Source organism: Mycobacterium vicinigordonae, assembly GCF_013466425.1.
Lineage (GTDB): Bacteria > Actinomycetota > Actinomycetes > Mycobacteriales > Mycobacteriaceae > Mycobacterium > Mycobacterium vicinigordonae.
The window spans coordinates 4,157,972-4,171,106 of sequence record NZ_CP059165.1 but is presented as its reverse complement, the minus strand read 5'-3'; the positions used below and the strand labels follow the sequence as shown (position 1 = coordinate 4,171,106).

Here is a 13,135-nt window from a genome sequence, read left to right as displayed (position 1 = left end):
TCAGGTGCCGGTCTCCGCGGGGGCCGACTTCTCCAGGTATTCCGCCAGCAGTCTGCTGACCAGGGACTCGATGTTCGTTTCGATGGACGACGCCAGCGTCGCGGTGACGGTGGCGACCGCCTGGGTGCGGAACCGCACCAGCATGGTGATGAGTTCGGCGACCTCGGCGTCGGCGGGCAGCGCCTCACCCGGCTTGATCCGGTCGGCGACGTGTTCGAAGCCGGCTTGCACCAGCATGTCGCTGATCTCGTCGATCTTCGGCACGATCTGCTCGTGCAGGTCGATGAGTCGGTGCGCGCTGATTCCGTAGCCGCGGACCTCGTTGAAGGCCTCGATGAGTTTCGGCCGGGTGAGCGTGGCCCGATCGCCCTCGACACGGATCAACTGCAGCCCGACCATGCGGTCGAAAGCGCTTGGATCGTCGACGAGTTCGCGCGCCTCGGCTAGCGGCATGGTCTGCGGTTTCTCGGTCGTCCAGCTCCCCACGATGGCCGACTCGAGGCCCAGCACGTCACCGAGGTTCTTGCCTTCCTCCCACGCGCTGACCATCTCCCGAACATGGGCAATGGTGTAGCCGCGGTCCAGCATCGAGGTGACCAAACGTAGCCGGGTCAGGTGGGTGTCGTTGAACAACGCGATACGGCCGACGCGCAGCGGCGGCGGCAACAGACCGCGGTCGCGATACACCCGGATGTTGCGGGTGGTGGTGCCGGCCAGCCGGGCCAGCTCCTCGATCCGGTATTCTCCGGATTCCGCGGAGCCGTGGGGATTGCGGACCGCAGCGTCGAACAGCTGAGCAACGGCGGCCTCGACGAAGTCACGGGACTGGCGCCGCACCCGTTTGGGCGTGCGGCGCACGTTGTACAGCACGCTGGCGATGGTGCCGGGCTCGGGGCGGGGCGGTCGATCGGCTGCCCCGCCGCTGCGTTCGGTCACGCCGGTGCGCTGACGCGGTCCCGGACGTCGTGGGCCTTATTGGCAATCGCGTCGTAGTGCTCGTATCGGAAGTTGTGCATCTGGCGAAGATACTGCGTGGCGGTCCCGGGGTACATCGACCCGTTGAACCCGTCCTTGGTCAGATACCAACTCTTGCAACCCGACATCCACGTCGTCTTGGTGAGCCGACGCTGGATGTGCTGGTTGTGCCGGCGCTGAACGTCTTCTCGCACATCGAGATAACGCAGGTCGTCGTTCAGGATGGTGGTGATGCCCCGCACCGCGTAATCGAGCTGACCTTCAATGTAGACCAGCAGCGAGTTGTGTCCCGGTCCGGAGTTGGGGCCGGTCATGAAGAACAGGTTCGGGTAGCCGTGCGCGTTGATGCTCTTGTAGGCCTGTGCGCCGCCGGACCATTCCTCGGCCAGCGATCGCCCGCCCAGCCCGGTGACCGGGAACGGTGGCCCGGTCAGGTGCACGTCGTAGCCGGTGGCGAAGACGATGCAGTCCAGATGGTGTTCGACGCCATCGCTGGTGCGGATCCCGACCGGACTCAGGGTCGCGATCGGCCAGTCGATCAGTTTGCAGTTGTCCTTTTGCAGAGCCGGGTAGTAGTCGCTGGAGACCAGCATGCGCTTGCAGCCGGGGGCGAAGTCCGGTGTCAGCTGACGGCGCAGCCACGGGTCTTTGACCGCGGCGCGGATATGCGCCTGACCGAGCCGGGCCACCAGCGAGGTCAGCGGGGTGTTCCACACCATCGCGGTGGCGGTGGCTTCGTGTCCCCAGAACAGCGCTTGACGCGCAAGTTGTTGAGTAGCAGGAAGTTTAGCGAATAGTGCCTGCACCGCCGGAGGCGTGGCGAAGTCCAGGCGCGGCAGCACCCAGCCCGGCGTGCGCTGGAACACCTTGACAAACCCGGCCTGCTTGACCAGTTCGGGGACGATCTGGATCGCGCTGGCGCCGGTGCCGATGACCGCGACCCGCTTGCCGGTGAAGTCGTAGTCGGAATCCCAACGGGCACTGTGGATCTTGTGGCCTTCGAAGCTGTCCAGTCCGCGGATTTCGGGAAAGCTGGCATCCGACAGCGGGCCTGAGGCCAGCACGACGGTACGGGCCGCAAAGCGCTTGCGATTCTTCGTCTTCGCGGTCCAAACGCCGGTCTCCTCGTCGAACGTCAGTCCGCTGACCTCGTGGCCGAACCGAATCTTGTCCCGGATGCCGAATTTGGTGGCCATCTCCTCGATGTGCCGGTAGATCTCCGGGGCGGGGGAGTAGGTTCGCGACCAGGTCGGGTTCTTGACGAACGAGTACGAGTACAGCAGCGAAGGCACGTCACAGCTGGCTCCTGGATACCTGGTGTCGCGCCACGTTCCGCCCACCCGATCGGACCGTTCCAGGATGACGACGTCGTCGACGCCGGCCTCAGCCAGCCTGATCGCTGCACCCAGACCAGTGAAACCAGCCCCGATGATCAGCGTCTGATAGATGCGTCCAGTCACCATGTTCAGGCCGCCGGCTCGTGGGTCAGCTCCCGCGACCAACTAGGCATCGGCCGTAGCAGCGGCTTGGGATAGAAATCCGACAGCCACACCATGGAATTGGCCAGCAGTTGGTAGGGGTGCCGCGGGTTGACCACCCAACCCGCATGACGCTTGAGCAGCTTGTAGGTGGGCACCCGTGGGGTGTTCTCTCCGCGCTCGCCGAGTTGCCTGAACCGCTTGACCGCGTTGAACAGTCGCTCGGGTTCCATGCCCATGCCGGCCATCTCGTTGCGGATCCGGTTGAGCAGCGGGACGTACATGAGCATCCCCAGGATCAGCCCGGGGGAGGCGAAGCGGCCGACGAATTCGATGGCCAGCCGGCGCGTGGTGGCGTTGCCGATCATCTCCAGCACAGCGAAATCGACCGCGATGTGCCGGGATTCGTCGTTATTAATCTTCTCGAACACCTGGTGGCATACCGGGTCCTCGACGGTGTCCAGCAAGAATTTGAGCAGCGCGCCGTCCAGCGCCACCTCCAGCATCGGGATCACGGTGCCCAGCACGGACAAAGGCATGTCGTCGGAGTAGGTGTCCAGCCACTCGATGGCCAACCGGATGTTGACGTTGGGCTTGGGCACCTCGCCGTCTTCGAGCATGCCCCAACGCTTCATCAGCGCCAGCTCAGCGTTGGCGTGGCGCTGTTCCTCGGCATGGAAGTACCGATAGATCTCGGCGATCGTCGGGTCCGGCGCCTTCTTGGCCAGCGCGGCAAACCCGCGGGCACCGATATTCTCGATCCAGCACAGGTCGGCCATGAACGCCTTGAGCTTGGGCCGGAATTCGGGCCGGATAGTCTCGGCGCCCGGTGCGTCCCAGTCGATGTCTGCTAACGCCCACTGCCGATCTTTGATCTTGGCGAGCATGGACTCCATATCGATAGCCATCAGATCCTCTTTCCGCAGATGGTTTTCAGTTACCCGTCACTCGCATTACCAGGCCAACACCACGCGTATATGCGCCGGGGGCAAGACGTTTGATGCTCCAGCCGATCTTGGCGTCGAGCTGCGGCATGCAGTACAGGTCGCCGCGGTCGTGGGCATCCAGGCAGACCCGGGCGACCTTCTGCGCCGAGAAGCCCGTCCAGCGCATCAGCCTGTTGGCCAGGTCGCTGGACTCCTCGCTGATGCGCCCGGCCTCGACGATATTAGTTTTGACGAAGGTCGGGCAAAGCACGGTGACTCTGACTGCAGTACCGGATAATTCGGCTGCTAGCGTCTCGGAAAGCGACAGCACGCCGGCCTTGCTGACGTTGTAGGCGGCCATCCCGGGAGCCGCGCCAAACGCGGCCGCCGAGGCGACGTTGATGATCCCGCGTGGCGCGTGCGACGGGACGGCGTCGCGCAGGATCGGGGTGAACACCTGGCAGCCGTGGATCGGGCCCCACAGGTTGATGCCCAGCGTCCACTTCCAATCCTCAAGCGGCACTTCGCCGATAGGCGCACCACCGGCGCCGACGCCGGCATTGTTGATCACCAGGGTAGGCGGCGCGCCGAACCAGGCCTGCGCCTGTCCGGCAAGGTCGGCGACTTCGTCGTACTCGGACACGTCGCAGCGCACGGCCATCGCCTTGGCGCCCAGGTCCTTGATTGTCTCGGCAGTCTGCTGGGCAGCGGCCTCATTGATGTCGCTGCACACCACCGTGCCGCCGCGACGGCCGAGTTCGACGGCAAAGGCGGCGCCGATGCCGCTACCCGCGCCGGTGACCACCGCAAGCGAGTCGCGGCTGGTCGTCGACTTGTTCAGCAATCTGTCCAATGGTCCCAACATCGTTCAGCCCGCTTCCTGCACGAGTTCGGTCGAGGCTGCTCCGTCGCGCAACGATCTCGAGATGAATCGCTTGACGTGTGCCATGGCTTTGGGTGCTTCGGGCGACATTCGCGGCAATGCCTGGAATACGTGCATCTGATCGGGCCAGATCTGCAGTTCGCAACTGCCGCCGGCGGTATCGATATCGTCTGCCAGTTGGCGCGCATCGTCTTGCAGCATTTCGGCTCCGCCCGCCTGGATTAGTGTCGGCGGCAGCGCAGGGCCGCCGGCCACGTTGAGTGCCAACCGACTGTGGGTCGGGTCCACCCCGGCGTGGTACAGGGCGACCAGCTTGGCCGCGGCCGCCGCACGGATCGCCGGATCGGGGCGTTGCAGTTCACGCGCGGCACATAGCCCGAACGTCAGGTCGATCAGCGGCGAGAACAACACCATCGCGGCGGCCGAGTCCTCGGCGACGTCGGGTTGTAGCAGCAGGTCTACCGAAAGGTGGCCGCCGGCCGAATCCGCAACCACCACAATGCGTTCCGGTGGTAGTCCAGAGGCGTGCGGCAGCCAGTCCCAGCCGGCGCGCACGTCGTCAGCGGCGGCGGGAAAGCGGTGGCGCGGTGCCAAGCGATAGTCGACACAGAACACCGGAAGCCCCGTCAGTGACGACAACCAGGATGTCAGCCGGCGGTGGGTGCGGGGCGAGCACATCGTGTAGCCGCTGCCGTGCACGTAGTAGATCGCGCCGCGCGACTCGGTGTGGGTCCTGGGTGTGTCACGTCCGTACACCCACTCGCCGACCACGCGCCGCCCGTCCGGCAGTACCGAATCGACGTGTCGCACGTGGGTGCCGGCCAACGAAGGGCCGAGGGTTTCCATCACGGCGGCGATGAGCTGACGTGATGCCCATACCCCCCAGGCCTGGTCGGGTCGGATCGCGCCGGCGATTGGCCGCAGCACAAGTGAGCTGACCGCGATTGCACCGCGTGAACGCAATGACCCGCGCGCTGGAACATCGTTGTCCATAGGAAGTGAGTCAATACCAAATGGTGACATTAGTCAATGGCAGCTTTGGCAGGGGCTGCGTCGCACTTGTTTGCAGTGCACCGCGCCATGACCGCTAACGTCTACGGTGTAGCTGACTCAGCGCAGCCTCGCCATGGGGCGAGGGCCGGCGACGTGCCGGTGTTCCGCGCGATGTACTGCGCCGACCGGATCGCTGGCTGAGTTCATGGCCCCATTGCGTGTCCGCCAAGCGGTGTCTTCGGATGTTGAGCCAATCGCCGAATTGCTCGTTGCCGTCGGCCTTTGCAAGCCGGAGGGACTGCGGGTCAAAATCCGCCAATCGATTGAGCGCTCTCCTGAAACGTGCTTGGTGATCCTGGATGGCAGTGACTTGATCGGTGCTGCATTGTCTTTCTTCAACGGATTTCACGTCTTCCTTAGCCACATCGCCGTCGTCGCCGAGCGGCAGCGGACCGGCGCGGGAAGAATTCTGCACGGCGAACTCGTCGACCGTGGACGTAAACTCGGGGCCGCCGGAATCATCACAGATTCCTGGCTGACATCGACCGGATTCTACTATCGGCTCGGCTACCGCGTCCCCGGTGCAGTCTTTCTCATCAGTAGCCTGAAGTAGCAGTGCGACAACAATTTCGGGTCTTCACAGCGCTGGCGAAGGCGGCTCCTACCCTTGCGGCAGCGGGCGAGACCGCACCAGGGTAGGCCACCAGAACCACGGCCCCATGATCCGTAGCAGGCACGGCACCACGAACGACCGCACCACCAGCGTGTCCAGCAGCAGGCCGATACACACCGTGGAGCCCACCTGGCCGATGCTGCGCAGATCGCTGCTCAGCATCGCGAGCATGGTGAACGCGAACACCAGACCCGCCGAGGTCACCACCGCACCGGTACTTCCCAGAGCGCGGATCAGACCGGTGTTCAAGCCGGCGTGCACCTCTTCCTTGACCCGGGCGATCAGCAATAGGTTGTAGTCCGAACCCACCGCCACCAGGATGATGAAGGTCAGCGGCAACACCAGCCAGTGCAGGTGCAGCCCGATCAGGTGCTGCCAGACCAACACGGAGAGTCCGAACGCTCCGGCATAGGAGAATGCAACCGTGCCCGGAATCACCAAGGCTGCCACCAGACTTCGAGTCAGAAACATCATGATGAGGAAGATCAGTACGAAGGCGGCGATGGCCGCGATCAGCAGATCGGACGCAGCGTACTGCTTGATGTCCTTATCGTTGGATCCCGAGCCGCCGATATAGACCCGCGCTCCGGCAAGTGAAGTCTCTTTCAAAACAGTGGTGATGGCCCCGGCGAACTGTTCGACATGCTGTACGCCTTCTGGGCCCATGGCGTTGCCCTCGTGGGTGACGATGAAGCGGGCAGCCTTGCCGTCCGGTGACATCATCAGCTCCATGCCGGTTTTGACGTCCTCGTTGTCGAATCCTTCTCGGGGAATATAGAAGAAATCGTCGCTACGTGCCCGGTCGAAATCGAGTCCGACGTTGATCAGATCGTCGAAGGTCTGATCGGTCTGAATGGACTGCAGATCAGCCGAACCATAGCTGTTGACCAAAAGTGCCTGCAGCGCCTGAGTGTCGTCGCGCATGATCTTCATTTGCGAAATCATTTGCGGCAGTAGCTTGTCGATGACCTCCAGGGAGGCCACGGCGTCCTTGATATCGGCGGCCATCTTGTCGATGCCGTCGAGCGCATCGAACAGCGACCTGAACGCCCAGCACACCGGAATGTCGAAACAATGCCGCTCCCAATAGAAATAGGCGCGGATGGGCCGGAAGAAGTCATCGAGGTTGGACAGCTCCTGGTCAAGCTGCTCGGTGACTTTCTTCATGTCTTCCATGGTGAGAACCGTCGAGTGCATCTCGTCGGCCATCTTCTGCAACAGACCGATGGTTCGGTCCAACACCTCGACGGTGTTCGCCTGAATCTGGGCCTGCTGATCGGTATTCGCATTCTGCTGGCGATTGAACGGAAGTTGTTGACCGTTGCCGCTGCCTTGAGTGGTAAACAGGTAGGGCAGCGTCGCGTGCTCGAGCGGACGCCCCATCGGCCGGGTTATGCTTTGCACCATCGCGACGCCGGGGAGCCGGATCAGGCTCTTGGCCACTCGGTCCAGCGATATGAAGTCGGCCGAGTTCCGCATATCGTGATCCGTCTCGACCATCAGCATCTCGGAGAACAGCTTGCTTTTGGAGAAATGGCGATCCGCCGCCGCGAAACCCCGATTAGCGGGGGCGTCCGACGGTTGGTACTGCCGATCGTCGTAGTTGACCTGGTACGTCGGCACGAAGACCGCCCCGAACATGACCACGGCGGTGCTTGCCACCAGGATCGGTACCGGCCACCGCACCACGCTGGTCCCGATCCGCCGATACAGCTGCGCCTGGGCTTTGTGCCGCGGGTCGAACAGCCCGAACAGACTCCCGACCGTCAACACGGCGGGCCCGAGCGTCAACGCCGCCGCGATGGTCAACACCATCGAGATGGCCACCGCCGGGCCCATGGTGTGGAAGTAGTTGAGCCGGGCTAAACTCAGGCAGAAACATGCCCCGGCGATCGTCAACCCGGAGCCGATGATAATGGGCGTGACGCCTCGATAAGCGGTGTAAAACGCCTCTTCTCGGTCCTCACCCGCCCGGCGTGCCTCGTGATAACGGCCCATCAGAAAGATCCCGTAGTCGGTGCCCGCGCCCAAGGTCAGCGCAACGACGATGTTCACCGCGAACGACGAGAGTTCGATAAAACCGAGATGTCCCAGGGTCGCGACCACGCCCTTGGCGACCAACATCTCGATCAGCACGCCGGCCAACGGAACCAGCAGGATGGACACCGAGCGGTACACCAGCAGCAGCATCACGACGATCAGGATGATCGTCACAATCGTGATGTTGTTCAAGCTCGCGTTCGCGATCGTCACCGTGTCCGAAGCCAGTGGGGCCGCGCCGCTGACATAGACCTTGAGCCCGGGTGGCGCAGTGTCGTGCGCGACAATCTGTTTCACTGCGTCGACCGATTGGTTCGCCTGCATCTGCCCGATATCGCCAGCGAGGCGCAACAACACGTATGCCGCCTTGCCGTCGACGCTTTGGGCACCCGCAGCGGTGATCGGCTTGCCCCACAGGTCCATCACATACTGCACATGGCTGGTGTCCTGCTTGAGTCGGCGCATCAAGTCGTCGTAATAGCGGTGATCCGCGTCGCCCAACGGACGGTCGGCTTCCAGGACGATCATGGTCATGCTGGTCGACGTGGACTCGTGGAACTTCTCGCCGATGCGCAGCATCGCTCGTTGCGACGGCGCGTAGTGTGGAACCATCGGCCCAGCGAGTTCCTCGGCGACCCGTTCGACCTGAGGCACAAAGGTATTCGTGGTGACGGCGATGAGCGCCCAGAAGACGATGATCGGTATCGCCAGTGCACGGACAGCCCTGGGGACGAAAGGCCGTTGTGCGCGGTGCTCGCTCATGCCGACTTCACCCGGCAGGTGACGTGGGCATCCTGATGGGTATCGGACTGCTCGTCGCGGACGACGTTGTTCACCCGGATTCGGCATCCGATCTGGCCCCCGCGCACCTGTGCCGAGATGCTGCCCGAAACCACGGTCAGCGTCGTCGTCTCGGTGTGCGACCAGGGCAGCGTGTTGAGGTCAAGCCGATGAGGGTGGCTTTCGATGTCGACATAAACGAGCATCCCGCCGCCGCCGACGGCACCAAACAATTCGTAGGTCATTTCCTTGCGGGTGGACTGTTCCGGCGCCTGCGGGCCGAGGACGGTGATGACCGGCGGCGGAGCTGAGAATTCGTGTACCTTCCACATGCAGAGTCCTCCGACGCCGACCGCGATGACGGAAACCAAGGGCATCCAGGCTCGCGCCAAGACGGTCCGGCCGGTTGAACGACTACTCACGTGATTCCCCATAGGCTCTCAAACCGACTTTGGCAGAAGACTTTTCAACCTGGCACCGGCTAACAGCCGAAGTGTGAGGTTGGTGGAAGTGAACATCGGGATCAGCCCGAGAAAGGTCCGTTCGGATGGTCGCGCGCCGTGCAGGTGTTCGAGGCTGCCGAACACAAAAAAGCATCCGAGCATGAAGATCATGCCGGGGATGGCGAGCGCCATCGGCGATCCACGATCGAGGACGACCTGCCTGGCGTAGCTCAGCTCCTCGGCCGACATTGGTTCGCGCTTGCGCAACTTGCGTACCACCGAAGTGGCGCTGCCCACCTCCCGGCTGATCGGTGGCAAGTCGCGATTATTGAGCCGTCTCACACATGTGGATGCAATGGCGGCGAAGATCAAGATCATGACCAGCGAAGCAATGGTCAAGAAGCCGTAGACACCCGACAACATCTCCGCTCCTTCGCCGACCAACAGATTTAGTGAACACTATCGTCTGCTATCTTGATTCCTCAAGAAGGTACCCCAAGAACACGGGGGTCCGCGCGGCGAGCCGGCGCGATGGACGCCGCGAGTGCTACGGGACTGCGATCTCGGTGCCGAATTTTCGCAGCGCGGTCACATTCGCGGGGTTACGAGAGGGCTTGGACGATGGCCTTCTTGTCGACCTTGCCGATTGCGGTGGTGGGCAGCGTCGGCAGCGCGGCAAGTTGATCTAGTCGCACGTGCGAGGCGACGCCCCGTTGGTCGAGAAAGGCATTGAGCTCCGACATTGTCGGCGGAGGCCCCGCGAAAACGATCGCGGCGCAGATCTTTTCGCCAAGAGCCGGGTCGGGTAGCGGCACCGCCGCAGCTGACCAGACGGCCGGATGGTGCAGCAGATGCTCTTCGAGGTCCAGTGCCGAGATGGTCTCGCCGGCGCGGCAGATGACATCTTTGATCCGGCCGGTGACCACGAGATTGCCGTCCTCGCGAAGTCGAACCAGGTCGCCGCTGCGGTAGAAACCCTCCGGGTCGAACGAACGCTCGTTGTCTCGTCGGGCCCGGAAGTAGCCATTGATGGTGTACGGCCCGCGCACCAGCAGTTCACCTTCGGTGCCGGGGGTCACGGTGGCGCCGTCGGCATCGACGATGCGGATTTCGTCGCCCGGGCTCAGCGGCCGGCCCTGGGTGTGCTCGAGCGCTTCGGGCGAGTCGTCGAGGCGGGTGAAGTTGAGCAGCCCCTCTGCCATCCCGAATACCTGCTGTAGGCCCGCGGTAAGCGTCGCACGCACCTGGGCGGCATCCTCGGGTTCCAGCTTGGACCCGCCGACCTGCAAGAGCCGCAACGTTTCGGGTGTGATGGGTTCCCAATCGCAGGCCTGGGCCCAGAGTTTGGCCAGTGCCGGGACCAGCGCCGTGACGGTGATGCCATGCCGGTCGATGGCGGCGAACGCGGCTTCGGGGCTAGGGTCGTCGGTGAAAACGATTGTGGCGCCAACGCTTATCGCGCCGAGGATCCCGGGGCAGGCCAACGGGAAGTTGTGTGCCGCCGGCAGCGCGACGAGATACACGTCGTCGTGGGTCAGTTGGCACAGTGTCGCGCTGGCGGTGGCGTTGTATACGTAGTCGTGGTGGGTGCGGGGGATCAGCTTCGGGGTGCCGGTGGTGCCGCCGGACACTAGCAGCAGCGCCGGCAAGTCTGGGTCGGAGACGACCCGGGGCAAATCTGCGGCCACTAGGGCCGACCAGGGCAGGAACGGGCCGGGATCCCCGTCGACGACGACGTGGCGCAGCGACGGATGTGCTGCCACGAGTTCCTGAGCCATCGGCCGGTAGTCATACCCGCTCGCGGTGTCGGCGATGATCAGTGCGACTGCGCCGCTGACATCGGCGAAATGACTCAGCTCGGCCAGCCGGTGCCCCGGCAGGCACATGACCGGAATAGCGCCGGCGCGCAGCAGGCCGAACAGCGCCTCGGCGAACCGGCACGAATTGGGCAGCGCCAGCAGCACCCGGTCGCCCGGCTCGATGCCCAGCGCGGACAGGCCGCCCGCTGCCTGATCGGCGAGTCGGTCCAGCTCAGAGTAGGTGCGGCGGGTGTGCGCGTCGATGACGGCGGGATGGAGTGGCCAGGTGCTGGCGGCCTGGCGGAGCAGGTCGTCCACTGCGCGACCGGTCCAATATCCGGCCGTCCGGTATGCGGCGGCCCGCTCGGGGGGAAATGGGACGAAGCCCTCCAGAACGCGGGTTTCGGACCGGCGGGACGGCCCGTGGGGAGAACTTAGCGGCACTCGCGAGCTCCTCGGGGTGAGCGTGTCGGCACTGCGAGCATAGGGTAGCGTACAGAAAGTTAGGGCAGCCTGAGCTAATACAGGGAGGTGGGGGTCGTGGGCGGCACGTCATTCGCCGGATCACCGGCGAACGGAAAATGCCACCCGGGCCACCTCGGTGAGGGCGCCAACCGTGCGGCGGGTAAATCGTGAGCCGGACTCTGGCGGTCATCGGCGCAGGCGCCAAGGCGGTCGCGGTTGCGGCCAAGGCGGCGGTGCTGCGCGAGATGGGCGTAGAGACGCCCGAGGTAGTGGCCATCGAACGTACCGAAGTGGCGGCCAATTGGCTTCCGGGCGGTGGCTGGACCGACGGCCGGCAGCGGTTGGGTACCAGTCCGGAGAAAGACGTTGGATTCCCGTACCGCTCGACACTGGTGGCCGGGCGCGAGTCCGAGGTCGACGAACAGATGATGCGATTCAGTTGGCAGTCGTATCTGGTTGCGTCCGACCAGTTTGTGGGCTGGGTTGATCGGGGTAGGCCGGCCCCCGCCCACGACACCTGGGCCCGGTACCTGCGGTGGGTCGCCGAGGTAGCCGGCCTGAAAGTCGTTCGGGGCGAAGTACGCAAGATCGGCGTCGAGCAATTCCGATGGGCCATTCACACATCCGAATCCACCGTTTGCGCCGACGGGCTGATGGTTACCGGACCCGGACAGCCGGAGCGATCGATGCTCTCCGGTGATCCGCGGGTGCTGTCGATCGCGCAGTTCTGGGCCCGCGCCGGTCAGCACGAGCGGATCGTGGCCGACAGCGTGGCGGTGATCGGCGGTGGGGAGACCGCGGCCTCGATCCTTAACGAGCTTTTCCACCATCGGGTTTCGTCGATCACCGCGATCTCGCCCCAGGCCACGCTGTTCACCCGGGGCGAGGGGTTCTTCGAGAACTCGCTGTTCTCCGATCCCACGGGTTGGCGCAGCCTCAGTCACGCCGAACGCCGCAATTGCATTGCCCGCACCGACCGCGGGGTGTTCTCCGCTCGGGTCCAGGAGTCGTTACTGGCCGACGAGCGGATCACCCATATGCGCGGGCGCGTTGCGCGAGTCTTGGATCAGGACAACAGGATCTGGGTCACGCTGCGTACCGACAACTGCGGCGAACCGCAGGAGACGCTGCACCGCTACGACCTGGTCATCGATGGTTCCGGCGCCGACCCGCTGTGGTTCTTGCCGCTGCTGCAACCCGACGCCGTGGGGCTGCTGGAGTCGGAGGTCGGTGCACCATTGTCCGGGGAGCGACTCGAAGAGTGCATCGGCCCTGACCTGGCGGTCGCCGGTGTTAATCCAAAACTGTTCTTGCCCAATCTGTCCGGAGTAAATGAGGGGCCCGGCTTTCCCAACTTGAGTTGCCTGGGGCTGCTGTCCGATCGAGTGCTCGGCGCCGAGATCGACGGGACCGGACGTTCTGCCGCGACCAGCTCGATCAGGAGATCCGGTGAGTATCAATCCGTTTGATGACGACGACGGCATGTTCTATGTCTTGACCAACGACGAGGAACAGCACAGCCTTTGGCCGGCGTACATCGATCGGCCGTCCGGCTGGTGGGTTGTCTTCGGCGCTGACAGCCGACCCAACTGTCTGGCGTATGTCGAGCAGTCCTGGACGGATATGCGGCCCAAAAGCCTTCGCGACGCGATGGCTGCCGTCTGACGATGGCCGCCGTCT

Annotated in this window: 12 protein-coding genes; 3 read left to right on the top strand and 9 right to left on the bottom strand. The window is 64.0% G+C overall.

The genetic code is table 11. The features are described 5' to 3' along the window. The 5 genes from H0P51_RS18715 to H0P51_RS18695 are packed head-to-tail and all read right to left on the bottom strand — an operon-like array spanning position 1 to position 5,255. The gene (locus H0P51_RS18715; protein ID WP_180914371.1) at positions 1-936 is read right to left on the bottom strand and encodes a MerR family transcriptional regulator; all 936 of its coding nucleotides are present in this window, start codon (positions 934-936) and stop codon (positions 1-3) included. After that, positions 933-2,438 (bottom strand): flavin-containing monooxygenase, encoded by a 1,506-nt coding sequence (locus H0P51_RS18710; protein WP_180914369.1) that lies wholly within the window; start codon positions 2,436-2,438, stop codon positions 933-935. Before H0P51_RS18710 ends, H0P51_RS18715 begins: the two co-directional genes overlap by 4 nt. Before the next feature lie 2 nt (positions 2,439-2,440). Beyond that, entirely contained in the window at positions 2,441-3,361 is a 921-nt protein-coding gene (locus H0P51_RS18705; RefSeq protein WP_180914367.1) for a ferritin family protein, read from the bottom strand. 25 nt (positions 3,362-3,386) lie between these two features. Continuing rightward, entirely contained in the window at positions 3,387-4,244 is an 858-nt protein-coding gene (locus H0P51_RS18700) for an SDR family NAD(P)-dependent oxidoreductase (RefSeq protein ID WP_180914365.1), read from the bottom strand. Positions 4,245-4,247: 3 nt separating this feature from the next. Further along, positions 4,248-5,255, bottom strand: a complete 1,008-nt coding sequence (locus H0P51_RS18695) for an alpha/beta hydrolase (RefSeq protein ID WP_180914363.1) — start codon at positions 5,253-5,255, stop codon at positions 4,248-4,250. A 205-nt stretch (positions 5,256-5,460) separates the two neighbouring features. Between H0P51_RS18695 and H0P51_RS18690 the strand changes: the two genes are divergently transcribed. After that, entirely contained in the window at positions 5,461-5,868 is a 408-nt protein-coding gene (locus H0P51_RS18690) for a GNAT family N-acetyltransferase (protein ID WP_180914361.1), read from the top strand. Positions 5,869-5,916: 48 nt separating this feature from the next. Here H0P51_RS18690 and H0P51_RS18685 read toward each other — a convergent pair whose 3' ends face one another. The 4 genes from H0P51_RS18685 to H0P51_RS18670 all read right to left on the bottom strand — a co-directional run bounded on the left by H0P51_RS18685 (position 5,917) and on the right by H0P51_RS18670 (position 11,383). Continuing rightward, positions 5,917-8,730, bottom strand: coding sequence for an MMPL/RND family transporter (locus H0P51_RS18685; protein ID WP_180914359.1), 2,814 nt, complete (start codon positions 8,728-8,730; stop codon positions 5,917-5,919). Then, a complete protein-coding gene (locus H0P51_RS18680; RefSeq protein ID WP_180914358.1) occupies positions 8,727-9,170 on the bottom strand; it encodes an MmpS family transport accessory protein in 444 nt (147 codons plus the stop codon). The genes H0P51_RS18685 and H0P51_RS18680 overlap by 4 nt, the downstream gene beginning before the upstream one ends. An 18-nt stretch (positions 9,171-9,188) precedes the next feature. Further along, a complete protein-coding gene (locus H0P51_RS18675) occupies positions 9,189-9,614 on the bottom strand; it encodes a hypothetical protein (RefSeq protein ID WP_180914356.1) in 426 nt (141 codons plus the stop codon). A 179-nt stretch (positions 9,615-9,793) separates the two neighbouring features. After that, the gene (locus H0P51_RS18670; protein WP_180919076.1) at positions 9,794-11,383 is read right to left on the bottom strand and encodes a (2,3-dihydroxybenzoyl)adenylate synthase; all 1,590 of its coding nucleotides are present in this window, start codon (positions 11,381-11,383) and stop codon (positions 9,794-9,796) included. A gap of 239 nt (positions 11,384-11,622) precedes the next feature. Here H0P51_RS18670 and mbtG point away from each other — a divergent pair, with 239 nt between their 5' ends. Both mbtG and H0P51_RS18660 read left to right on the top strand, forming a co-directional pair. Beyond that, complete coding sequence (gene mbtG / locus H0P51_RS18665) at positions 11,623-12,924, top strand: NADPH-dependent L-lysine N(6)-monooxygenase MbtG (RefSeq protein WP_180914354.1); 1,302 nt, start codon at positions 11,623-11,625, stop codon at positions 12,922-12,924. After that, positions 12,905-13,120, top strand: coding sequence for an MbtH family protein (locus H0P51_RS18660; protein ID WP_180914352.1), 216 nt, complete (start codon positions 12,905-12,907; stop codon positions 13,118-13,120). The genes mbtG and H0P51_RS18660 overlap by 20 nt, the downstream gene beginning before the upstream one ends. The last annotated feature ends 15 nt before the right edge of the window (positions 13,121-13,135 follow it).

Bases quoted from the DNA above. Each gene is read 5' to 3' on its own strand.
- H0P51_RS18690 (WP_180914361.1), top strand. From the start codon at position 5,461: ATGGCCCCATTGCGTGTCCGCCAAGCGGTGTCTTCGGATGTTGAGCCA.
- H0P51_RS18700 (WP_180914365.1), bottom strand. From the start codon at position 4,244: ATGTTGGGACCATTGGACAGATTGCTGAACAAGTCGACGACCAGCCGC.
- H0P51_RS18695 (WP_180914363.1), bottom strand. From the start codon at position 5,255: ATGGACAACGATGTTCCAGCGCGCGGGTCATTGCGTTCACGCGGTGCA.
- H0P51_RS18675 (WP_180914356.1), bottom strand. From the start codon at position 9,614: ATGTTGTCGGGTGTCTACGGCTTCTTGACCATTGCTTCGCTGGTCATG.
- H0P51_RS18710 (WP_180914369.1), bottom strand. From the start codon at position 2,438: ATGGTGACTGGACGCATCTATCAGACGCTGATCATCGGGGCTGGTTTC.
- H0P51_RS18685 (WP_180914359.1), bottom strand. From the start codon at position 8,730: ATGAGCGAGCACCGCGCACAACGGCCTTTCGTCCCCAGGGCTGTCCGT.
- H0P51_RS18705 (WP_180914367.1), bottom strand. From the start codon at position 3,361: ATGGCTATCGATATGGAGTCCATGCTCGCCAAGATCAAAGATCGGCAG.